The 22,002-nt window shown below is 71.7% G+C and carries 15 protein-coding genes; 4 read left to right on the forward strand and 11 right to left on the reverse strand.

Features of this window, described 5'->3' with window-relative positions:
* Nucleotides 1-534: 534 nt before the first annotated feature.
* On the forward strand, nt 535-5,502 hold the full coding sequence (locus tag ACWCPF_RS02675; protein ID WP_451043143.1) for an NAD-glutamate dehydrogenase: 4,968 nt from the start codon (nt 535-537) through the stop codon (nt 5,500-5,502).
* Nucleotides 5,503-5,616: 114 nt separating this feature from the next.
* Here ACWCPF_RS02675 and ACWCPF_RS02680 read toward each other — a convergent pair whose 3' ends face one another.
* Nucleotides 5,617-6,471 carry an ABC transporter ATP-binding protein gene (locus tag ACWCPF_RS02680; protein ID WP_451043144.1) on the reverse strand — a complete coding sequence of 285 codons (855 nt, stop codon included), beginning with the start codon at nt 6,469-6,471 and terminating at the stop codon, nt 5,617-5,619.
* Nucleotides 6,464-7,384, reverse strand: coding sequence for an ABC transporter permease (locus ACWCPF_RS02685; protein ID WP_451043145.1), 921 nt, complete (start codon nt 7,382-7,384; stop codon nt 6,464-6,466). Before ACWCPF_RS02685 ends, ACWCPF_RS02680 begins: the two co-directional genes overlap by 8 nt.
* Before the next feature lie 172 nt (nt 7,385-7,556).
* Between ACWCPF_RS02685 and ACWCPF_RS02690 the strand changes: the two genes are divergently transcribed.
* Complete coding sequence (locus ACWCPF_RS02690; RefSeq protein ID WP_451043146.1) at nt 7,557-8,204, forward strand: TetR/AcrR family transcriptional regulator; 648 nt, start codon at nt 7,557-7,559, stop codon at nt 8,202-8,204.
* A 16-nt stretch (nt 8,205-8,220) separates the two neighbouring features.
* A complete protein-coding gene (locus ACWCPF_RS02695) occupies nt 8,221-8,865 on the forward strand; it encodes a LuxR C-terminal-related transcriptional regulator (protein WP_451043147.1) in 645 nt (214 codons plus the stop codon).
* Here ACWCPF_RS02695 and ACWCPF_RS02700 read toward each other — a convergent pair.
* From ACWCPF_RS02700 to ACWCPF_RS02710, 3 genes are all read right to left on the reverse strand, one after another.
* Nucleotides 8,847-9,833, reverse strand: a complete 987-nt coding sequence (locus tag ACWCPF_RS02700) for an ADP-ribosylglycohydrolase family protein (protein ID WP_451043148.1) — start codon at nt 9,831-9,833, stop codon at nt 8,847-8,849. The genes ACWCPF_RS02695 and ACWCPF_RS02700 overlap by 19 nt on opposite strands.
* 84 nt (nt 9,834-9,917) lie before the next feature.
* On the reverse strand, nt 9,918-10,898 hold the full coding sequence (galE, locus tag ACWCPF_RS02705; RefSeq protein WP_451043149.1) for a UDP-glucose 4-epimerase GalE: 981 nt from the start codon (nt 10,896-10,898) through the stop codon (nt 9,918-9,920).
* Between the two features lie 118 nt (nt 10,899-11,016).
* Nucleotides 11,017-11,514 (reverse strand): MarR family winged helix-turn-helix transcriptional regulator, encoded by a 498-nt coding sequence (locus ACWCPF_RS02710; RefSeq protein WP_451043150.1) that lies wholly within the window; start codon nt 11,512-11,514, stop codon nt 11,017-11,019.
* 117 nt (nt 11,515-11,631) lie between these two features.
* Between ACWCPF_RS02710 and ACWCPF_RS02715 the strand changes: the two genes are divergently transcribed.
* The gene (locus tag ACWCPF_RS02715) at nt 11,632-12,045 is read left to right on the forward strand and encodes an organic hydroperoxide resistance protein (protein ID WP_451043151.1); all 414 of its coding nucleotides are present in this window, start codon (nt 11,632-11,634) and stop codon (nt 12,043-12,045) included.
* 31 nt (nt 12,046-12,076) lie between these two features.
* On the opposite strand, the gene ACWCPF_RS02720 is transcribed toward ACWCPF_RS02715, so the two are convergent.
* The 6 genes from ACWCPF_RS02720 to ACWCPF_RS02745 form a co-directional block, all read right to left on the reverse strand.
* Nucleotides 12,077-12,808, reverse strand: a complete 732-nt coding sequence (locus ACWCPF_RS02720) for a hypothetical protein (protein WP_451043152.1) — start codon at nt 12,806-12,808, stop codon at nt 12,077-12,079.
* Between the two features lie 54 nt (nt 12,809-12,862).
* Nucleotides 12,863-15,121 (reverse strand): bifunctional glycosyltransferase/CDP-glycerol:glycerophosphate glycerophosphotransferase, encoded by a 2,259-nt coding sequence (locus ACWCPF_RS02725; RefSeq protein WP_451043153.1) that lies wholly within the window; start codon nt 15,119-15,121, stop codon nt 12,863-12,865.
* Between the two features lie 5 nt (nt 15,122-15,126).
* Nucleotides 15,127-17,310 (reverse strand): bifunctional glycosyltransferase/CDP-glycerol:glycerophosphate glycerophosphotransferase, encoded by a 2,184-nt coding sequence (locus ACWCPF_RS02730; RefSeq protein WP_451043154.1) that lies wholly within the window; start codon nt 17,308-17,310, stop codon nt 15,127-15,129.
* A 15-nt stretch (nt 17,311-17,325) separates the two neighbouring features.
* Complete coding sequence (locus tag ACWCPF_RS02735) at nt 17,326-19,608, reverse strand: bifunctional glycosyltransferase/CDP-glycerol:glycerophosphate glycerophosphotransferase (protein ID WP_451043155.1); 2,283 nt, start codon at nt 19,606-19,608, stop codon at nt 17,326-17,328.
* Nucleotides 19,609-19,776: 168 nt separating this feature from the next.
* Nucleotides 19,777-20,649 carry a carbohydrate ABC transporter permease gene (locus tag ACWCPF_RS02740; protein ID WP_451043156.1) on the reverse strand — a complete coding sequence of 291 codons (873 nt, stop codon included), beginning with the start codon at nt 20,647-20,649 and terminating at the stop codon, nt 19,777-19,779.
* Nucleotides 20,646-21,998, reverse strand: coding sequence for a carbohydrate ABC transporter permease (locus ACWCPF_RS02745; RefSeq protein ID WP_451043157.1), 1,353 nt, complete (start codon nt 21,996-21,998; stop codon nt 20,646-20,648). Before ACWCPF_RS02745 ends, ACWCPF_RS02740 begins: the two co-directional genes overlap by 4 nt.
* Between the last annotated feature and the right edge of the window lie 4 nt (nt 21,999-22,002).

The following is a 22,002-nucleotide window of genomic DNA, read 5'->3' on the forward strand; positions in this document are numbered from 1 at the left end:
GTGGGAGGGCGGCGTCGACTTTTTCTCGCCCCCGCCGCCCCTACCCGTCCCATCCCAGGGGCGGAGCCCCTGGGACCCGGCAGGGCTTTCCGCCGGTGCCCCCCGTTCTGTGCAGAACGGCAAAGTTTGTGGCCATGTTTTGTACACATACGGCTCATGACGGCGGGGCCGTGGGGGGAGATAGCCTTAGTGGCGTGATCAGCGCGATATCTCGCGGGGGCGTTGTCGCCTCTGCCCTGCGCCCGGTGCTTGCGGACCATCTCCGCGGCCGGGTGGCGGACGCTGGTCGGCGCGGGCGGGGCCGGGGCGCAAGGGGCTCCAGGACGCCGTGCACACCCGGGACGAGAGCGACGCGGAGAGCAGCGTCACACCTCCTGGTGGTGTCGAGAATGGCTGATAAGCCCCCGCTCATCTCACCTTGCGGCATAGCGTCGAAGCAGACCGGAGACCCCGGGCCGTGGCGTCGAGCCGCAGGGGAAGAGACCGTACTTCCTTCTACGTCACGCAACGGCGCGCGACAGGAGTCAGAGGACAATGCAGACCAAGCTGGACGAAGCCAAGGCCGAGCTGCTCGAGAGGGCGGCCCGGGTCGCTGAGAACAGTCCGGTCGGGGGGCACCTACCGACCGGGACGACGGGCGAGGGCACGCCAGGCGGCGCCCCAGGCACGCCAGGTAGTCCGGATCATGATGTTCTTCTTGCGTTCCTCCAGCGCTACTACCTGCACACCGCCCAGGAGGATCTGAGCGACCGCGACCCGGTCGACGTCTTCGGAGCGGCGCTTTCGCATTACCGGCTCGCCGAGAACCGGCCGCAGGGCACCGCCAATGTGCGGGTGCACACGCCCACGGTCGAGGAGAACGGGTGGACCAACAGCCATTCCGTGGTCGAGGTCGTCACCGACGACATGCCGTTCCTCGTCGACTCCGTCACCAACGAGCTGACCCGGCAGGGGCGGGGGATCCACCTCGTCATCCATCCGCAGGTCGTCGTGCGGCGTGATGTGGCCGGCAAGCTCGTCGAGGTGCTGAGCGTTCCGCCCGCCCCCGCGGAGCTGCCGCACGACGGGCATGTCGAGTCGTGGATCCATGTCGAGATCGACCGGGAGACCGACCGCGCCGATCTGAAGCAGATCACCAACGATCTGCTGCGGGTGCTCTCCGACGTCCGGGAGGCCGTCGAGGACTGGGAGAAGATGCGGGACACCGCGCTGCGGGTCGCCGATCACCTCCAGGAGGAGCCCGCGCCCGGCGATCTGGCGCGGCCCGACATCGACGAGGCCGGCGAGCTGCTGCGCTGGCTGGCCGCCGACCACTTCACCTTCCTCGGCTACCGCGAGTACGAGCTGCGGGGCGACGACTGCCTCGCCGCCGTCCCCGGGACCGGGCTCGGCATCCTGCGGTCCGACCCGCACCACTCCGAGGGCGACGGCCACCCCGTCAGCCCGTCCTTCGAGCGGCTCCCGGCCGATGCGCGGGCCAAGGCGCGTGAGCACAAGCTGCTGGTGCTGACCAAGGCCAACAGCCGGGCCACCGTGCACCGGCCGTCGTATCTCGACTACGTGGGCGTGAAGAAGTTCGACGCCGACGGGAACGTCGTCGGCGAGCGGCGCTTCCTCGGGCTGTTCTCCTCCGCCGCCTACACCGAGTCCGTGGTGCGGGTGCCGGTCGTGCGGCGCAAGGTCCAGGACGTGCTCAAGGGCGCCGGCTTCTCGCCCAACAGCCACGACGGGCGCGATCTGCTCCAGATCATGGAGACCTACCCGCGCGACGAGCTGTTCCAGACTCCGGTGGACGAGCTGCGGGCCATCGTCACCTCCGTGCTGTACCTGCAGGAGCGGCGGCGGCTGCGGCTCTATCTGCGGCAGGACGAGTACGGGCGCTACTACTCCGCGCTCGTCTACCTGCCGCGTGACCGGTACACGACCGGGGTGCGGCTGCGGATCATCGACATCCTGAAGGAGGAGCTGGGCGGGACCAGCGTCGACTTCAGCGCCTGGAACACCGAGTCGATCCTGTCCCGGCTGCACTTCGTCGTCCGGGTCCCGCAGGGCACCGAGCTGCCCGAGCTGTCCGACGCCGACAAGGACCGCATCGAGGCGAGGCTCGTCGAGGCCGCCCGGTCCTGGGCCGACGCCTTCGCCGAGGCGATGAACGCCGAGTGCGGCGAGGAGCGGGCCGCCGAGCTGCTGCGGCGCTACAGCAACGCCTTCCCCGAGGGCTACAAGGCCGACCACACCCCGCGCGCGGCGGTCGCCGACCTGGTCCATCTGGAGCGGCTCAGCGGGGAGCAGACCTTCTCGCTCAGCCTGTACGAGCCGGTGGGCGCCGCGCCCGACGAGCGCCGCTTCAAGATCTACCGCAAGGGCGACGCGATCTCCCTGTCGGCGGTGCTGCCGGTGCTCAACCGCCTCGGCGTCGAGGTGATCGACGAGCGGCCGTACGAGCTGCGCTGCGTGGACCGCAGCAACTCGTGGATCTACGACTTCGGTCTGCGCATCCCCAAGTCACTGGCCGGTTCCGGCGGTGACCTCCTCGGCGACGGCGGGCGCGAGCGGTTCCAGGAGGCGTTCTCGGCGACCTGGACCGGCAAGGCGGAGAACGACGGGTTCAACGCGCTGGTGCTGGGCGCCGGGCTGAACTGGCGGCAGGCGATGGTGCTGCGCGCGTACGCCAAGTACCTGCGGCAGGCCGGGTCCACGTTCAGCCAGGACTACATGGAGGACACCCTCCGCACGAACGTGCACACGACCCGGCTGCTGGTGTCGCTGTTCGAGGCGCGGATGTCGCCGGACCGCCAGCGCGCCGGGCACGAGATCGTCGACGCCCTGCTGGAGGAGCTCGAAGCCGCTCTCGACCAGGTGGCCTCGCTCGACGAGGACCGGATCCTGCGCTCGTTCCTGACGGTCATCAAGGCGACGCTGCGCACGAACTTCTTCCAGGAGCGGGTCGGCGGCCTGCCGCACGACTACGTGTCCATGAAGTTCGACCCGCAGGCCATCCCGGACCTGCCGGCGCCCCGGCCCGCGTTCGAGATCTGGGTGTACTCGCCGCAGGTGGAGGGCGTGCACCTGCGGTTCGGGAAGGTCGCGCGCGGTGGCCTGCGCTGGTCGGACCGGCGGGAGGACTTCCGCACCGAGGTCCTCGGCCTGGTCAAGGCGCAGATGGTGAAGAACACCGTCATCGTGCCGGTCGGCGCCAAGGGCGGCTTCGTCGCCAAGCAGCTGCCCGACCCGGCCGAGGACCGTGACGCGTGGCTGGCCGAGGGCATCGCCAGCTACAAGACGTTCATCTCGGCGCTGCTCGACATCACCGACAACATGGTCGGCGGGGAGGTCGTGCCGCCGGCCGACGTCGTGCGGCACGACGAGGACGACACCTATCTGGTGGTCGCGGCCGACAAGGGCACGGCGACGTTCTCCGACATCGCCAACGAGGTCGCGCAGTCGTACGACTTCTGGCTCGGGGACGCCTTCGCCTCCGGCGGCTCGGCCGGCTACGACCACAAGGGCATGGGCATCACCGCCCGCGGCGCCTGGGAGTCCGTGAAGCGGCACTTCCAGGAGCTGGGCGTGAACACGCAGGCCGAGGACTTCACGGTCGTCGGCATCGGCGACATGTCCGGTGACGTGTTCGGCAACGGCATGCTGCTCTCCGAGCACATCCGCCTGGTCGCCGCCTTCGACCACCGGCATATCTTCATCGACCCGACCCCGGACGCGGCGACCTCCTACGCCGAGCGCCGCCGGCTGTTCGAGCTGCCCCGCTCCAGCTGGGCCGACTACGACACCGGCCTGCTGTCGGCGGGCGGCGGCGTCTTCCCGCGCACGGCGAAGTCGATCCCGGTGGGCGGGCACATCCGGGAGGCCCTCGGCATCGAGGCGGGCGTCGCCAAGCTGACCCCGGCCGACCTGATGAAGGCGATCCTGCGGGCGCCGGTGGATCTGCTGTGGAACGGCGGCATCGGCACCTACGTGAAGTCGGGCACCGAGTCGAACGCCGACGTCGGCGACAAGGCCAACGACCCGATCCGGGTGGACGGCGCCGACCTGCGCGTCAAGGTCGTCGGCGAGGGCGGCAACCTGGGCCTGACCCAGCTCGGCCGGATCGAGTTCGCGCTGCGCGGCGGCGGGATCAACTCGGACGCCATCGACAACAGCGCGGGCGTGGACACCTCCGACCACGAGGTGAACATCAAGATCCTGCTCAACGGCCTGGTCGCCGAGGGCGACATGACGGTCAAGCAGCGCAACAAGCTGCTCGCGGAGATGACCGACGAGGTCGGCGCGCTCGTCCTGCGCAACAACTACGCGCAGAACACGGCGATCGCCAACGCGCTCGCCCAGTCCAAGGACATGCTCCATGCCCAGCAGCGCTTCATGCGCCACCTGGTGCGGGCGGGCCATCTGGACCGGGCGCTGGAGTTCCTGCCCACCGACCGGCAGATCCGTGAGCGTCTCGGCTCCGGCCAGGGCCTGACCAGCCCGGAGACGGCCGTCCTGCTCGCCTACACGAAGATCACGGTCTCGGACGAACTGCTGGCCACTTCGCTGCCCGACGACGAGTACCTGCGCAGCCTGCTGCACGCGTACTTCCCGACGGCGCTGCGCGAGCGGTTCGCCGAGGGCATCGACACGCACCCGCTGCGCCGTGAGATCACCACGACCGTGCTGGTCAACGACACGGTCAACACGGGCGGGACGACGTATCTGCACCGGCTGCGCGAGGAGACGGGCGCGTCGCTGGAGGAGATCGTGCGGGCCCAGACCGCGGCCCGGGCGATCTTCCGCTCGGCCCCGGTGTGGGACGGGGTGGAAGGCCTGGACAACCGGGTCGAGGCCGCCGTCCAGACCCGGATCCGGCTGCACTCGCGGCGGCTCGTCGAGCGCGGCACGCGCTGGCTGCTGAACAACCGGCCGCAGCCGTTGCAGCTCGCCGAGACGGTCGACTTCTTCGCCGAGCGCGTCGAGCAGGTGTGGTCGCAGCTGACGAAGCTGCTGCGCGGCGCGGACCTGGAGTGGTGGCAGCGGATCTACGACGAGCTGACCGCCGCCGGGGTCCCGGACGAGCTGGCCACCCGGGTGGCCGGGTTCTCGTCGGCGTTCCCGGCGCTGGACATCGTCTCGGTGGCCGACCGCATGGGCCGCGACCCGCTGGAGGTCGCCGAGGTGTACTACGACCTCGCCGACCGGCTGCACATCACCCAGCTGATGGACCGCATCATCGAGCTGCCGCGCTCGGACCGCTGGCAGTCCATGGCGCGCGCCTCCATCCGCGAGGACCTGTACGCGGCGCACTCGGCGGTGACCGCGGACGTCCTGGCCGTCGGCAACGGCAGCTCGACGCCCGAGCAGCGCTTCAAGGCGTGGGAGGAGAAGAACGCGGCGATCCTGGGCCGCGCGCGGGCCACGCTGGACGAGATCCAGGGCTCGGAGACGTTCGACCTGGCCAACCTGTCGGTGGCCATGCGGACGATGCGCACGCTGCTGCGGTCGCACTCGTAGGCCGCCTTGCCCGGGCCGTGGGCCCGGGCGGCTGACGCCACAAGGGCGCCCCCCGATCCGTCGGGGGGCGCCCTTGTCGTGTGTCGAGCGGTCCGGGCTCACGGCCCGGACGGGCTACTTGGCGGCCGCCGCGGGCTTCTTCTTGGCCTTGGGGTCGGTGAAGGCCTCGTACGCCTTGATGACCTCTTCCGCGGTTCCGTCCATCTGCAGTTCGCCGCGCTCCAGCCACAGGGCCCGCTCGCAGGTGTCGAGGATCGAGCTGTTGCTGTGGCTGACGAGGAACACCGTGCCCGCGTGCTCCCGCATCTGACGGATGCGCTCCGCGGAGCGGTTGCGGAACTTGGCGTCGCCGGTGGCCAGGGCCTCGTCGATGAGCAGGACGTCGTGGTCCTTGGCGGCGGCGATGGAGAAGCGCAGCCGGGAGCCCATGCCGGAGGAATACGTGCGCATCGGCAGGGAGATGAAGTCGCCCTTCTCGTTGATGCCGGAGAAGTCGACGATCTCCTGGTAGCGCTCCTTGATCTGTTCCCGGGTCATGCCCATGGCCAGACCGCCGAGGTAGACGTTGCGCTCGCCCGTCAGATCGCTCATCAGGGCGGCGTTGACGCCGAGGAGGGAGGGCTGTCCGTCGGTGTAGATCCTGCCGCGCTCCACCGGGAGCAGCCCGGCGATGGCCTTGAGCAGGGTCGACTTGCCGGAGCCGTTGGTGCCGATGAGGCCGATCGCCTCGCCCTTGTAGGCGACGAAGGAGACGTTCTTGACGGCGTGCACGGTGCGGACGCCGGACACCTTGTCGGCCTGCTTGCGGCGCACGATCCGGTTGAGGGCGGCGGTCGCGCTGCCCTTGCCGCCGACGGTGCCGTTGACGCGGTAGACGATGTCGACGCTGTCGGCGATGACGGTGGGGGCGCGCTCGGCGGTGATGTCGGCGATGTCCTGCGGGGCGGTGCGGTTTGCGTTGTCAGCCACGGCCGTACGTCTCCTCAGCCTTCCAGAAGTAGATGAACCCGCCGACGCCGGCGAGCAGCGCCCAGCCGGTCGCGACCAGCCACACGTGGGGCGGCAGCTGGCTCGCGGGGAACGTGTCGATCAGGGCGAAGCGCATCAGGTCGATGTAGACGGCGGCGGGGTTGGCCCTGAGCAGGTCGGCGACCCAGGGCGGCATGCCGGCGTGCTTGTCGATCAGGTTGTCGATGCTCCACATCACTCCCGAGATGTACATCCAGGTGCGCAGGAGGAACGGCATCAGCTGGGCGATGTCCGGCGTCTTGGCGCCCAGCCGGGCCATGATCATCGAGACGCCCGCGTTGAAGACGAACTGTAGCGTCAGCGCCGGGACGACGAGGATCCAGGAGGGGGACGGCGGCACGCCGACGGCGAGCAGGATGAACACCAGGGCGGCCATCGAGAACAGCAGTTGCTGCAGCTGCTGCAGACAGAACGAGATCGGCAGCGCGGCCCGCGGGAAGTGCAGGGCCCGGACCAGGCCGATGTTGCTGGAGATGGCCCGGGTGCCGGTCATGATCGAGGTCTGCGTGAAGGTCCACACGAACACGCCGGTGACCAGGAACGGGATGAAGTCGGCCACGCCTCGCTTGGTGTCCAGCAGGACGCCGAAGATGAAGTAGTAGACCGCCGCGTTCAGCAGGGGGGTCATCACCTGCCAGACCTGGCCCAGCTTCGCCTGGCTGTACGTCGTGGTGAGCTTGGCGGTGGCGAAGGCGGTGATGAAGTGGCGGCGCGCCCAGAGCTGGCCGATGTACTCCGGCAGGGTGGGGCGGGCGCCGCTGACCGTGAGGCCGTGACGGGCGGCGAGGGCCGCGAGGTCGCCGTCGGGCACGGCGGCCGTCGTCCGGGGCGGTGTGTGGAGGACCTGACTCACATCCGCTGCTTTCACTCGGGGGGAGGGGGTGCGGGCGTCCGGAGTTCCGTGCTCCCCGACGTTTCCTTACGCTTTTCTTTACGTTTTCTTACGTCGGAACGGGACCGTATCGTCGCAACGTGAGAGTAGGCCGAGTTGACGCCGGAACGCAACCGTTTCGTCGTAACGCCCTATGCTGGTCCGTATGACGACGAACGCGACGAACGCCGATGGACCCCAGGCGCGCCCGCGCCGCCGGGCGCCCGCGGGCGCGGCCGTGCTCCGCGAGGATGTGACGGAGGCCATCCGGGCCGCCGTGTTCGAGGAGCTCGCGACCGTCGGCTATGCCCGGATGTCCATCGAGGGCATCGCCCGTCGGGCCGGTGTGGGCAAGACCGCGGTGTACCGGCGCTGGCGCTCCAAGCTGCACCTCGTCCTCGACATCGTCTCGGTGATCGCCGTGCAGGGGCTGCCGGCCCCGGAGACGGGCAGCCTGGAGGGCGATCTGCGGATGCTCTACGAGGTGAGCTCGCGGGCGCTGCGGCACCCGGTGGCCTCGCAGATCATCCCGGACCTCCAGGCCGAGGCGGCCCGCAACCCCGAGATCGCCGAGGCCCTGCAGAAGGCGCTGCAGGAGGGTCAGGAGGGCGTGGCCCTGAGGATCGTGGCGGCGGCGGTCGAGCGCGGCGAGATCCGCGAGGGGCTGAATCAGGACCTGGCGCTCGATCTGATCTCCGGTCCGCTTTACTGGCGTTCGGTGGTGATCCGCAGTCCGAAGCTGCCCAAGGGGTATCTGGGCGCGCTGGCGCGGGCGACCGCCGAGGCCATCAAGGCGCTGTGAGGGGAGCCGAGTCGGTATGAGAGTCGTCCTGGCCGAGGACAACGCCCTGCTGAGGGAGGGTCTGGTCCTGTTGCTGACGTCGGCCGGGCACGAGGTGGTCGCCGTCGCCGGCTCCGGCCCCGAGGTCCTCCCGGCGCTGCTCGAACACCGGCCGGACGTGGCGGTGCTCGACGTGCGGATGCCGCCGGGCTTTCGCGACGAGGGGCTGCGGGCCGCGCTGGAGGCCCGCGAGAAGCTGCCCGGCCTGCCGGTGCTGGTGCTCTCCCAGTACGTCGAGGAGTCCTACGCCGCCGAGTTGCTGGGCGGGGGCGCGAGCGGGGTCGGCTATCTGCTGAAGGACCGCGTGGGCCGGGTGGACGAGTTCCTCGACGCGCTGGAGCGGGTCGCCTCCGGCGGCACGGCGCTCGACCCCGAGGTCGTCACCGAGTTGCTGACCCGTCGCCGCGACTCGCCGCTGGAATCGCTCACCCCGCGCGAGCGCGAGGTGCTGAAGCTGATGGCGGAGGGCCGCGACAACACGACCATCGCCGACACCCTCGTCATCACCGAGCGGTCCGTCAGCAAGCACATCGGCAATGTGTTCCTGAAGCTGGGCCTCCCGGCGAGCGACACCGGACACCGGCGGGTGCTGGCCGTGCTGGCCTACCTCAACAACGCCTGACCCGCCTCCTCCAACCGCCCGGCCAGCCCGGCGAGTTCGGGCAGCCGCAGCACCCGGCCCCCGAACCCGGGCAGCGGCACGTGCAACGCGTCCGCCCACCCCCGCGAAACACCGCCGACCCCATGAACGGCCCCGGCGAGCGCCCCCGTCACCGCCGCGACGGTATCGGTGTCGCCACCGAGATCGACGGCGGCCCGGAGAGCGCCCTCGAAGCCGGAGGTCGTGCGCAGCGCCCAGACCGCGGAGCCGAGACAGGGCCACACCGCTCCGTTGAACTCGGTGGCGAGGTCGGGATGCCAGTCCGGGGCCAGGACGACCGCGTAGCGCTCCCGGTGGTCGGGGTGGACCTCGGCGAGGATCTCCGGGAGCGCGGGCAGCGGGTCGGCTCCCGTGAGGGCGATCCGCACCAGCTCGTGGAGGACGGCCGTGCCCTCCCAGGCCGCGCGGTCCCCGTGGGTGAGCGCGGCGAGCCTGCGGGCCGCGTCCATGGTCGCCGCGCGGCCCTGGGGCGCGAAGTACACGGCGGAGGTGGCCGCCCTCATCAACGACCCGTTGCCCGCCCCGCGTTGACTCGTCTGGAAGTGCAGGGCGGCGGCCGTGTCCCAGGGGTCGCCGCTGGTCAGGACCGCCTCGGTCTGCAGCCCGATGTCCTTGGGGTCTGCGGCGGCCCAGCGCCGGAACCGCCGGAAGACGTCCGCGGGGTCCAGTCCGCCGCGCTCCAGCAGCGACTCCCCGACGAGGACGGCCATCTGCGTGTCGTCGGTCGCCTCCCCGGGGTCCCAGCCGCCGCCCCCGCACATCTCGCCCCCGTGCCCGGCGGACGGGAAGCGCTCGCGGAACGCGCCCTCCGGCCCGAACTCGAAGGGCGCGCCCAGCGCGTCCCCGACGGCGGAGCCGACGACACAGCCGACGGCTCGGTGCGAGGGGCGCGGGCTCTGACGGTCGGGGCCGGCTGCGGAGTCGATCATGCGGGCAGCCTATGAGGCCGCTCGCGCGCCTGTCCCGCGTCTGTCTGGCGTCTGCCCCGTGCCTGTCTGGCGCCGGTTGCGGCGTTACGCCCGAGCCGCCTGTGGGTGCAGGCGTAGCCAGCCGGACCAGGCTGAGGTGATCATGTCGTGGATGTCGTGGGTGGCCTTCCAGCCCAGTTCGTCGGTGATGCGGTCGGCGGCGGCGACGACGCGGGCCGGGTCGCCGGGGCGGCGGGGGGCGACCGTCGGCGGGCGGTCGTGGCCGGTGACCGCGTTGACCCGGTCGATCATCTCGCGTACCGAGACGCCCTGTCCGCGGCCGATGTTGAGGATCAGCTCACGGCCGGGGCCGGCCGCCAGCGCGCGGGCCGTGGCGACATGGGCCTCCGCCAGGTCGACGACGTGGATGTAGTCGCGGACGCAGGTGCCGTCGGGGGTCGGGTAGTCGTCGCCGAAGATGCGCGGCGGCGCGTTCTCGGTGAGCCTCTCGAAGATCATCGGGATGAGGTTGGACACGCCCGCGTCCGCGAGGTCCGCGCGGGCCGCGCCGGCCACGTTGAAGTAGCGCAGCGCGGCGGTGGACAGGCCCGTGGCCCGGCCGGTCGCCCGGACCAGCCACTCGCCGGCCAGCTTCGTCTCGCCGTACGGCGACATGGGGACGCAGGGGGTGTCCTCGGTGACCAGGTCCACGTCCGGCATGCCGTACACCGCGGCCGAGGAGGAGAACACGAAGGACGGCACGCCGGCGGCGGTCACCGCCTCCAGGAGGACTCTGAGGCCCTCCATGTTCTCCCGGTAGTAGTGCAGCGGCCGCTGCAGCGATTCCCCGACCTGCTTCTTCGCCGCGAGGTGCACGACGCCGCTGACGGAGTGCTCGGCCAGGGCGCGTGCGACCCGCTCCGCGTCCAGCGTCGAGCCCACCACCAGCGGCACGTCGTCCGGCACGCGCTCGGCGATGCCCGTGGACAGGTCGTCGTAGACCACCGCCCGCTCGCCCGCCTCGGTCATCGCGCGCGAGACGTGCGCCCCGATGTAACCGGCGCCGCCCGTGATCAACCAGGTCATGGAAGACCGCCCCCTCGTCGATTGCCCGTGATGGCATGTCTTAGCACCCCATTGCACGCCATGGGGTGGGTTGATGGTCGTTGACGTCTTTTGGTGCCTCAGGTGAGGGGGCCGCCCGCTACCGGCTCTCCGGCGTCTCCTGCGTCACCGCCGCGTCCAGTGCCGCGGTGAGCTGGTCCAGGCGCTCGCGCAGCGCGCCGATCTCGCCGAGTTCGAAGCCGGTGGCGCCCATGATCCGGCGCGGCACCTCCAGGGCCCGGTCGCGCATCGCCGCGCCCTCCTCGGTCAGCCGTACCTCCACCGAGCGCTCGTCGCGGGCGCTGCGTTCGCGTCGGACCAGGCCGGCCGCCTCCAGGCGCTTGAGCAGCGGCGAGAGCGTGCCGGAGTCCAGGCGCAGGTGTTCGCCCAGGCTCTTGACGGGCAGCGGGCCCTCCTCCCACAGGACCAGCATCACCAGGTACTGCGGATAGGTGAGCCCGAGGTCCTTGAGGATCACGCGGTACACGCCGTTGAAGGCGCGCGACGCGGCGTGCAGGGAGAAGCAGATCTGGCGGTCCAGGCGGAGCCAGTTCTCGGTGGCGTTCTCCTGGCCGACGGAGGGCAGCGGGGCGGTCATGTCTCCAGGGTAGCCCTTACGCGCCATTTGATTGTGCGCAATTGAATTGTGTGCTCTAATTATCCCCGTGAGGCGGCCGGACGGGCCGCCGGAACGACCTGAGAGGGATGGTTTTCCATGGACGCGCTCTACACCGCTGTCGCCACCGCCACCCACGGCCGCGAGGGACGCGCCGTCTCCTCCGACGGCAAGATCGACCTCGCGCTGAGCCTCCCGGTGGAGATGGGCGGCAACGGGGAGGGCACCAACCCCGAGCAGCTGTTCGCCGCCGGCTACTCCGCCTGTTTCGGCAGCGCCCTCGGCCTCGTCGGCCGCGCCGCGAAGGTCGACGTCAGCGACGCCGCGGTGACCGCCGAGGTCGGCATCGGCAAGCAGGGCGAGGGCTTCGCCCTCAAGGTGACCCTGCGCGTGGAGCTGCCCGACTCGGTGGACGCGGAGACCGGCCGCAAGCTCGTCGAGCAGGCCCACCAGGTCTGCCCCTACTCCAACGCCACCCGCGGCAACATCGAGGTCGACCTCGTCATCGAGTAGTCCTCATCGCACAGTCGCCATGGAACAGCCGTCAGCAGGCGGAGTTCGATGAGTGGTGCGGCTCGGCCGGAACCGGCCGGGCCGCCGCCCGTCTCGTCCGCCGGGCCCGCAGCCACAGCGCGGGCACCCCGAGCAGCGCCAGCCAGAAGTAGCCGGTCAGGCTTAGGGCACGCCCGGCCAGCTGCGGACGCAGATACAGGACCGCCAGCGGCACCGCCGCGGTGAGCGCCCACCGGCCCAGCACCGCGGCCCGCCGGTCGCGTTCCCACCCGGCGACGAAGGCCGCCGCCCCGACCGCCGCCACACCGAACGTGACGCGGTCCACCAGCAGGATCAGCGCGTACAGCGCGCCGAGCCACGCATACCCCCAGCGGCTTTCGAGGCCGGTCGGCCCGACATGGCGGACCGGGCGGCGCACCGCCCCCGCGCGCGTGCCCGTCGCCGCCCACGCCCAGAAGGTCAGCCCGACGGCGAACGCCGGCCGCTCGCCCAGGTCGCCGGCCCAGAGCAGCGCCACCGCGCACAGACAGCCCAGGACCGGCGCCCACCGGCGGTCCGTCAGCACACGCGTGAAGCGGCCGATCCCGGTCAGCAGCACCAGCAGGCCGACCGGGCCGGCCACCGCGGCGCGGCCCGCCGGGTCGATCCAGTACACGAACGACATCGCCAGCCAGACCAGAGTTCCGCAGAACCGGTACGGCGTCGCCTGCCAGCAGGCGCGGGCGGTGCGGGAGGTGCGGACGGTGCGGGGACAGGGGCGCATTCGTCACGCTTTCCCTGTCACGGCGCCGCGCTCCCGAAAGCTAGGCCGCACGGGTCAGCGGAGCTCGGGCAGCCGCGCCGAGCGGTCGACGGGCGCGGGGATGCGGACGACACCGCCCGCACCGCCCGGCGCGTCCTGCGCGCACGGTTCCGCTTCGCCCAGCAGGATCCGGCGCACCACGCGCTCCGCGGCCCGTCCGTCGTCGTACGCGCAGAAACGCTCCCGGAACGCCGCCCGCAGCCGGGCCGACTCGGCGTCCTGCCACGCGCCGGAGCGGAACACCTGCGCCAGTTCCGCGTCGGAGCGCGTCACATGCCCCGGCGGCTCGGCGGTGATGTCGAAGTACGCACCCCGGCTCGCCCGGTAGGCGGCCCAGTCATCGGCGTGCACGACGATCGGCCGGTCCAGGTTGGCGTAGTCGAACATCAGCGCCGAATAGTCGGTGACCAGCGCGTCGCAGGCCAGCAGGACGTCCTCGACGTGCGGCTCGTCCGTGACGTCGGTCAGCGCACCGCACCGGTGCAGATCACGCAGCACCAGCGCCCGTTCGTGATGGCGGGCCAGACTCGGGTGCAGCCGGACCAGCAGCCGGAACCCGGGGCCCAGCGAACCGGCCAGCGCCTCCAGGTCGACCCGCCACACATGGCGGCCCTTGCGGTAGTCGCGCGGCGTCGGTGCGTACAGCACCGCCGTCTCGGACGGCTCCACGCCCAGCCGCTCGCGCAGCGCGTCGCCGCGCCCGGCCCCGCCCCCCACCAGGACGTCGTTGCGGGGGCTCCCGCTGCGCAGCGACGTGAAGTGGCAGGGGTAGGCCTGCTGCCAGACCTCCTCCGAGTGCCGGTTGGCCACCAGGCTGACGTCCCAGCGGTCGCTGCGCCGCAGCATGCCCCGGAGGTCGGTGCCGTGCCGGGCCCCCGGACGGCTGCGCAGGTCCAGCGCCATGTACTTGAGCGGCGTGCCCCGGTGCGTCTGGACATGCACCGAACCCGGGCGTTTCACCAGGTCACCGGCCCAGTTGCAGTCGTTGACCCAGTGCTTGGCCCGCGCCATCACCCGGTAGTAGCGCCAGGAGCCCGTCGTCACATACTCCGTGCCCGGCGGCACCAGCCCCGCCGCCTCGGGCCGCACCACCCACACGCCCCGCACCTGCGGCGCCAGTTCGGCGGCCCGCAGGCCGATCGCATGGGGGTCGCCGTTCACGGTGCGGCTGTGCCCGGCGGAGTACACGGCGAGATCCGGATCGAGGGGCCGCCGCAGCTGCAGCCGGTACCAGGACCGCTTGAGGCGCCGCACGACCAGGTCGCGCAGCCGCTGCGCCCTGCGCCCGGCCGCCCGGCGGCCGCGGCGCAGCACGCCGAGGGCGAGGTGGGCGCCGTAGGGGGCGGCGGCCAGCAGCCGGATCTCGGTGCGGCGGGACTCCCGGGGCGCGACGAACCCCGGCGGAACGTGCCTGCGGTAGAAGGCCCGGATCCGCCGGTGGAACTCCCTGCGGTCGCCGCGCAGGACGCGTTCCGGGCGGGCCACGGCGAACAGCATGTGGTCCAGCGCCCGTTCGAACAGCAGCGGCCGGGCCCAGTCCAGGCCGGGCCGCTCGGCGAGGAAGGCGAAGAGCCCCTCGTACTGCTCGAAGATGTCGAAGTGCTTGCGGCCGGGGGTGCGGGTGATCGCCCCCTGCCGCCGCTGCCGGTACTCGACGCCCACCCGGTCCAGACAGGCGATCCGCTCCGCCGTGACCATCGTCTGGTAGGTGACGGGCGCGTCCTCGTACAGCCCCGGCCGGTATGCGAAGCCGTGGTCGAGGAAGAAGTCCCGGCGGTACGCCTTGTTCCAGGCGACCAGGAACAGGTGCAGGAACTCGGGGCGCTCGCGCAGCGCGAACGTGTCGGCGCCGGCCTGTTCGAGGAGGTCGGCGGCGTCGCTGCGGCCCGCGCGGCCCCACCAGTGGGTGCGGACGTGGTCGAAGACCAGGATGTCGGGATCGCGGGTCGCCTCCAGCCGGTCGGCGACCGCCCGCAGCAGCCCGGGCGTGTACCGGTCGTCGCTGTCGAGGAACAGGACGTAGTCCCCGGTGGCGTGCGGCAGACCGGCGTTGCGGGCGCGTCCCAGGCCCACGTTCTCGGGCAGATGGACGGCCTTCACGCGCGGGTCGCGGGCCGCGTACTCGTCGAGGATCGCCCCGCAGCCGTCGGGCGAGCAGTCGTCGACGGCGATCACCTCGACGTCGTCGAACGACTGGTCGAGGACGGAGTCGAGGCATTCGCGCAGGAAGCCCTGCACCTTGAAGACGGGGACGATGACGCTGAAGCGGGGCACGAAGGTCAGCTCCTCGTAGCGGCGGCGGCGGTCGGCACGGCGGCGGGTGCGGGTGTGCGGCGGGCGAGCGGCACGGCGGGCTCGATCCGCTCGGCCGGCTCCCCGAGCAGCACCCGGCGTACGACGCGCTCGGCGGCGCGCCCGTCGTCGAACTCGCAGAACCGGGCCCGGAACCGGGCGCGCAGCTCGGCCGCCTCCGCGTCCGCCCAGCGGCCGGAGCGGAAGACGGCGGCCAGCTCGTCGGGGGTACGGGCGACCGGGCCGGGCGGCGCGCCCAGGAAGTCGAAGGTCACTCCGCGCGTCTCGCGGTAGACGTCCCAGTCGTCGGCGTACACGACGATGGGCCGGTCGAGGTTGGCGTAGTCGAAGACGATCGACGAGTAGTCGGTGATGAGGGCGTCCGCGGCCAGACACACGTCCTCGGACGAGCGGTGTCCGGTGACGTCGATGATCCGCTCGTCGCGCGGCCGGTCGCGCTCGTCGTCGTAGAAGTAGTGGGCGCGCAGCAGGAGCACGAAGTCGTCGCCGAGGGCCTCGCACAGTGCCTCCACGTCGAGCCGGGCGTCGAACCCGCTGTGGTGGTCGCGGTGCGTCGGCGCGTACAGCAGCGCGGTGCGGCCCTCGGGGACGCCGAGCCGCTCGCGGACGCGACGGACGTCGTCCGCGGTCGCCGTGTAGTAGACGTCGTTGCGCGGATACCCGTATTCGAGCATCTCGTAGTGGGCCGGGAAGGACCGCTCCCACACCTCGGTGGACAGCCGGTTCGAGCTGAGGTTGTAGTCCCAGCGGTCGACCCGGCCGAGCAGCCGGTCGAAGCTTCCGGTGGCGGCGGCGACCACCGGGTACGCGGCCTGCTCGACGCCCATCCTCTTCAGCGGGGTGCCGTGCTGCGTGGACAGATGCACGCTGCCGGGGCGTTTGACGACGGCCCCCTCGAAGTTGGCGTTGTTGACCAGGTACTTGGCGCGGGCCAGGACCTCCCAGTAGCGGCGGCTGCCGATGACGGCGTGGTCGACGCCGTCGGGCAGCGCGTGCACCTGGTCGGCCGCCACGAGGAACACCGAGCGCAGGTGCGGGGCGAGTTCGGCCGCCTTGGCATGGATCGCGGCCGGGTTGCACGCATAACCGCGGCCCCAGTAGGCGCAGTACACCGCCAGGTCGGGATCGATCGGGCGGCGCAGCTGACGGCGGTAGTACAGGCGGGTGCGCGCCCCCTTGGCGCGCGGGACGCGCCTACCGGCCGCCGACGCCTTCCGGCGGGCGCTGTGCAGCGCGTGGAACGCCGTGTACGCGCCGGCCGCCAGCAGCCGGTGCTGCACCCCCAGACTCCCGCCCGGCCTGCGGAAACCGGCCGGGCGATGCCGCCGGTACAGCCGGCCCGCGCGCCGGAAGAAGGCCCGGCGGCGCAGCCGCGGCAGCCGGGTGGGATGCGCGGCGGTCTTCAGGACGGCCGCGAAGAGCTGCTCGAACAGCGGCCCCGACCGGTCCTCGGACAGCCCGAGCTCGGCCGCCCGGTCCAGCACCAGCTCGGTGCGGTCCAGAAGCTCCGTGTGGTGCGCGCCCGGCCCGTTCTGCGGGTCGCCCTGCCGCCGCAGCAGATGCCGGACGACGACCGAGCGCAGCACCGCGACCCGTTCGGCGTGCACGGTGGCAAGGCCGCCGAAGCCGACGTCCGTGAAGTGCCCGTCGGGGAAGGCGAGCCGGTGCTCGGCGAGGAAGGACCGCCGGTAGAGCGTGCCCCACGCGGGCAGCCGCACCCCGGTCAGCTGCGGGGCCTCGGCGGGGGAGAAGGCGTCCGGCGGGGTCGTCGCCAGCAGCGCCGCCGCGGGGTTGGCCGGCGCGCCGTCCCACCACGGGACGCGCTCGTGCTCGGCGTACAGGACGTCCACGTCGCCGGTCTCGGCGAGCCGGGCGTCCAGCGTCGCGAGCGCGCCCGGGGCCAGCGAGTCGTCGCCGTCGAGGAACAGCAGATACGCACCGGTCGCCGCCCGCAGCCCGGCGTTGCGCGCCCCGGCGGGGCCCGACGACGGCGACGAGCGCACCGGGACCACCCGGGAGTCCCGCACGGCGTCCGCAGCGGGGGCGTCGCCGACCGGGATCAGCTCGAAGTCGCCGAAGGACTGGGCGAGGACGGAGTCCAGCGTGCCCCGCCGGGGCGCCGACGGGACGATGATGCTGAAGCGGGGCATGCTGCTCTTTCTCTTTCAGAGGGTGGTGTCGGCGACCGGCTGGGATTCGGTGGAGGGCCGCGGCCCGACGACGCTCGGGGCGCGCCCCGGCTGCGTCGCGGCCGCCGTCTGCGCCGCCGAGGGCACCGGGCGGCGCTCGGCGAGCGGCACGATCGCCGGCAGCTCCGTCTCGCCCAGCACCACCCGCCGGACGACCCGCTCGGCGGCGCGGCCGTCGTCGTGGGGGCAGAACCGCTCGCGGAACGCGGCGCGCAGCTGGGCCGAGCGGGAGCCGCGCCAGTGGCCGGTCGCGAAGATGTCGATCAGCTCGTCCTCGCTGCGCGCGACCGCGCCGGGCGGGAAGGCCCGCAGGTCGAAGTAGGTGCCGCGGGCCGCCTCGTACGCCTCCCAGTCGTCGGCGTGGATCACGATCGGCCGGTCCAGGTTGGCGTAGTCGAACATCAGGGACGAGTAGTCGGTGACCAGCGCGTCCGAGGCCAGGCACAGGGACTCCACGCTCGGGTGGTCGCTGACGTCGATGACCCCCGGCACCTCCCGGAGGGGCGGGGCCTCCTGCCAGTAGTGGGCGCGGGCCAGGATCACGAACCGCGGGCCCAGCCGGCGCAGCAGCCGCTCCAGGTCGAGGTGGGAGCGCTGGACGCGGCGGTAGTCGCGGTGGGTGGGCGCGTAGAGGACGGCGATCGTGTCGCGGGGGATGCCGAGCGACTCGCGCAGCCGGGTCACGTCCGCCGAAGTCGCCTGCTGGAACACGTCGTTGCGGGGATAGCCGTACTCGAGGGTCTCGTAGCGGCCCGGGTAGACGCGCTCCCAGGTGAGCGTGGTGTGGCGGTTCGCGGACAGCACGTAGTCCCATTTGTCGACGCCGCCCAGCAGCCGGGCGAAGTCCATGTCGCGGGCGGCTGCCGGGCGTTCCTGGAGGTCGAGGCCCATGTGCTTGAGGGGGGTGCCGTGCTGGGTCTGCACGAAGATCTGACCGGGGCGCTTGACCAGCCGCCGGTCGAAGTTGACGTTGTTCACCAGGTACTTGGAGCGGGCCAGCGCCGTCCAGTAGGCGGCCGTGCCGGGGCGCACCCGGCGCGGTCCCGGCGGGATGGCGGGCTGGTGCTCGGGGCGGGCGATCCACGCCGTGCGCACCTGCGGCGCGAAGGTGCGGAACGCGGCCTCCAACGCGCCCGGGTTGCAGGCGTGGCCGCGGCCCCAGTAGGCGGCGAACACGGCCCGGTCGGCGCGCAGCGGCAGCCGCAGCTGGATCCGGTAGTGGGCCTGGAGGAAGCCCGCCCGCAGGGCCCGGGTGAGCTTCGAGGCCGTCTTGTGCCCGCGCCGGAGCAGGGTGATGACCCCCTGCAGCGTCCGGTAGGTGCGGTGCACGCCGAAGTGGACCAGGGTGTGGCGCAGCTGGCAGCGCAGCGAGACCGAGGCGCCCGGGGTGCGGTAGCGGCGGTAGTGGGCGCGGGCCAGGCGCAGGAACTCGGCGCGCGTACCGCGCGGCAGCCGGTCGCGCTTGGTGAACACCGTCGACAGATGGTCGACCATGCGGCGGAACAGCACCGGCCGCCATTCGGCGAGTTCGGGCCGCCGCTCGACGAACGCGAAGACCCGGTCGTACTGCTCGAAGACGTCGAAGTGGCCGCGGCTGGTGGTGGACAGGATGTTGCCCCGGCGGCGCTGGCGGTAGTGCACGCAGACCCGGTCCAGCGTGGCGAGGGTCTCGGCCGCCATCAGCGCCGGGTACGTCCACGGCGTGTCCTCGTAGTAGCCGGGCGGGAAGCGCAGGCCCTCGCGCTCGACGAACTCCCGCCGGTAGGCCTTGTTCCAGGCCACCATCAGCACCCTGAGCAGCCCCGGACGGTCCTTGAGCCGGAACGGCGCCGGGCCGTCCTCGCTGAGCTGCGCCGCGAACTTGTTGGGCACGGTGCGGCCCGTCCAGTACGTGCGCGCGTAGTCGTAGACCAGGACGTCCGGCTCGCCCGTCTCCCGCAGCCGGTCGGCGATCGTGCGCAGCGCGTCCGGGGTGAGCGTGTCGTCGGAGTCGAGGAACAGCAGGTAGTCGCCGGTCGCCGCCTCCATCCCCGCGTTGCGGGCCGGCCCCAGGCCGACGTTCTCCGGCAGATGCACGGCGCGCACCCGCGCGTCCCGGGCCGCGAACTCGTCGATGATCTCGCCGCAGGAGTCCGGCGAACGGTCGTCGACGGCGATCAGCTCGAGATCGGCGTACGACTGGGACAGCACCGATTCGAGGCACTCGTGCAGATAGGCCTGAACCTTGTACGCGGGGACGATGACACTGAACCTGGGCACGGGACATCCATGGGTCGGCGCGGGCGGTAGAGACGGTGGACAGGGCCTTGCCCGGGAACGGCCGATGGAGTGAATCGGTTACGGTTTTCGAGGCATACGGGGGATTTCGGGTGAACGTGAAGGGGCGGGCCGATGACCCGGCCCACCCCTCTTCTCAAGGATCCAGGGCTATTTGACGGCGCCCGCCATCACCCCGGTCACGAACTGCCGCTGGAACGCGAAGAACACGGCCAGCGGGATCACCATCGAGATGAACGCGCCGGGCGCGAGCACGTCGATGTTGTTGCCGAACTGCCGGACCTGGGTCTGCAGGGCGACCGTGATCGGCTGGCTGTCGGCGTTGGTGAACACCAGCGCGACCAGCATGTCGTTCCACACCCACAGGAACTGGAAGATGCCCAGGGACGCGATCGCCGGGCCGCCCAGCGGCAGCACGACCCGGGCGAACAACCGCAGTTCACCGGCCCCGTCGAGCCGGGCCGCCTCCAGCAGTTCGCGCGGGATCTCCGCGAAGAAGTTCCGCAGCAGGAACACCGCGAAGGGCAGCCCGAACCCGACGTGGAACACGATCACGCCCAGGATGTTCCCGAACAGGCCGATCTTGCCGAACAGTTCGGCGATCGGGATCAGCGCCACCTGCACGGGCACGACCAACAGCCCCACCACGCCCAGGAACCACCAGTCCCGGCCCGGGAACTCCATCCACGCGAACGCGTAGCCCGCGAGCGAGCCGATGACGACGACCAGCACCGTCGCCGGCACCGTGATCAGCACGGTGTTGACGAGGGAGTCGGTGATGTCGCCGTTCTCCAGCAGCTTTTGGTAGCTGTCGAAGGTGAGCTGGGAGGGCTTGCTGAACACCTCCCACCAGCCGCTCGCGCTCATGTCCTCCGGGGAGCGCAGCGAGGACACCAGCAGACCGATGGTCGGCACCAGCCAGAACAGCGCGACGACGATGAGGAATGCGCGCACCAGACCGCCGTTGAGCTTCTCCATGACCCAGGCGAGCCGCTTCGTCACCGCCGTGCCCGACGCGCTCATCGCCTGACCTCCCGCCTCAGCCGACGTACGTTGAACCACATCACCGGGATCACCAGGAGCAGCAGGAACACCGCGATCGCGCTGGCGATGCCCGGCTGGTCCTCGGAGAAGCCCTTGCGGTACAGCTCCAGGGCCAGCACGTTCGCGTCGTCCTGCGAGGACCCCGGGGCGATGATGAAGACCAGGTCGAAGACCTTCAGCACGTTGATCATCAGGGTGACGGCGACGACCGCGAGGACCGGCGCGAGCAGCGGCACGGTGACCCTGCGCAACACCTGCCACTCGTTGGCGCCGTCGACGCGCGCCGCTTCGAGGAGCTCTCTGGGCACCCCGGCGAGACCGGCCGCGATCAGCACCATCGCGAAGCCCGCCCACATCCAGATGTACGAGCCGATGATCGCCGGCGTGACCAGCGACGGGCCCAGCCAGTCCAGCCCGTTGTACGCCTCCTTGAAGTTGCTCGCGGGCAGCCGCAGGTGGGCGCCGTCGGCCTGCTCGGGCAGGCTGAAGGTGCCGTCGGCGGCGGCCTTCGTCGACGCGACGACCTTGCCGTCCTTGACCGCCTCGATCCGCATCCCCGCGTACCCGAGTTCGCTCACGTCGGGGGAGCCGAGGAGGCCGACGCCCTTGCCGCGGGTGAAGTCCTGCCAGGCGCTGCCGGTGACCTTCCCGAGCTCGGGCTGCGCCTTCACGGCCCGCTTCGCGCCGTCGGGCAGCTGGTCGGGGGCGACGCCGACCAGCGGGAGGGGGACGCTGTCGCCCAGTTGCACGGGGAACTTGGTGACGAAGCCGCCCCGGTCGTCCGGATCGGGCTCCAGCGGCGAGTCACGGCCCGGGTGCGCCTTCGGGAACGCGGACGACTCGGCGAACGTGTCGTGCACGCCCACCCACACCGCGTTCGCGACGCCCTTGTCCGGGTCCTGGTCGTAGACCAGCCGGAAGATGATGCCGGCGGCGAGCATCGAGATCGCCATCGGCATGAAGACGACCAGCTTGAACGCGGTGCCCCAGCGCACCCGTTCGGTCAGCACCGCGAAGATCAGCCCGAGCGCGGTCGCGATCGTCGGCGCGAACACCACCCAGATCACGTTGTTCTTCAGCGCGGTGCGGATGCTGTCGTCGGTGAAGAGGGCCTGGTAGTTGTCGACGCCGGCGAAACCGTCGCCGGACTGGTCGTAGAAGCTGCGCACGACCGAGTACCCGATCGGGTAGACCACGAGCGCGCCGAGCAGCACCAGGGCGGGCAGCAGGAACAGCGCCGCCACGGTCCTTCGGGTGCCGGTCACGCTCTTGCGCGAACGGGGAGGGGCGGGGGCTCCGGGAGCCCCCGCCGCCGCTGGCGACGTCATCGCC

Source organism: Streptomyces sp. NPDC001858 (assembly GCF_053594615.1).

Bases quoted from the DNA above. Each gene is read 5' to 3' on its own strand.
- ACWCPF_RS02675 (WP_451043143.1), top strand. From the start codon at position 535: ATGCAGACCAAGCTGGACGAAGCCAAGGCCGAGCTGCTCGAGAGGGCG.
- ACWCPF_RS02690 (WP_451043146.1), top strand. From the start codon at position 7,557: ATGCTGGTCCGTATGACGACGAACGCGACGAACGCCGATGGACCCCAG.
- ACWCPF_RS02695 (WP_451043147.1), top strand. From the start codon at position 8,221: ATGAGAGTCGTCCTGGCCGAGGACAACGCCCTGCTGAGGGAGGGTCTG.
- ACWCPF_RS02700 (WP_451043148.1), bottom strand. From the start codon at position 9,833: ATGATCGACTCCGCAGCCGGCCCCGACCGTCAGAGCCCGCGCCCCTCG.
- galE (WP_451043149.1), bottom strand. From the start codon at position 10,898: ATGACCTGGTTGATCACGGGCGGCGCCGGTTACATCGGGGCGCACGTC.
- ACWCPF_RS02710 (WP_451043150.1), bottom strand. From the start codon at position 11,514: ATGACCGCCCCGCTGCCCTCCGTCGGCCAGGAGAACGCCACCGAGAAC.
- ACWCPF_RS02715 (WP_451043151.1), top strand. From the start codon at position 11,632: ATGGACGCGCTCTACACCGCTGTCGCCACCGCCACCCACGGCCGCGAG.
- ACWCPF_RS02720 (WP_451043152.1), bottom strand. From the start codon at position 12,808: ATGCGCCCCTGTCCCCGCACCGTCCGCACCTCCCGCACCGCCCGCGCC.
- ACWCPF_RS02730 (WP_451043154.1), bottom strand. From the start codon at position 17,310: ATGCCCCGCTTCAGCATCATCGTCCCGTCGGCGCCCCGGCGGGGCACG.
- ACWCPF_RS02740 (WP_451043156.1), bottom strand. From the start codon at position 20,649: ATGAGCGCGTCGGGCACGGCGGTGACGAAGCGGCTCGCCTGGGTCATG.
- ACWCPF_RS02745 (WP_451043157.1), bottom strand. From the start codon at position 21,998: ATGACGTCGCCAGCGGCGGCGGGGGCTCCCGGAGCCCCCGCCCCTCCC.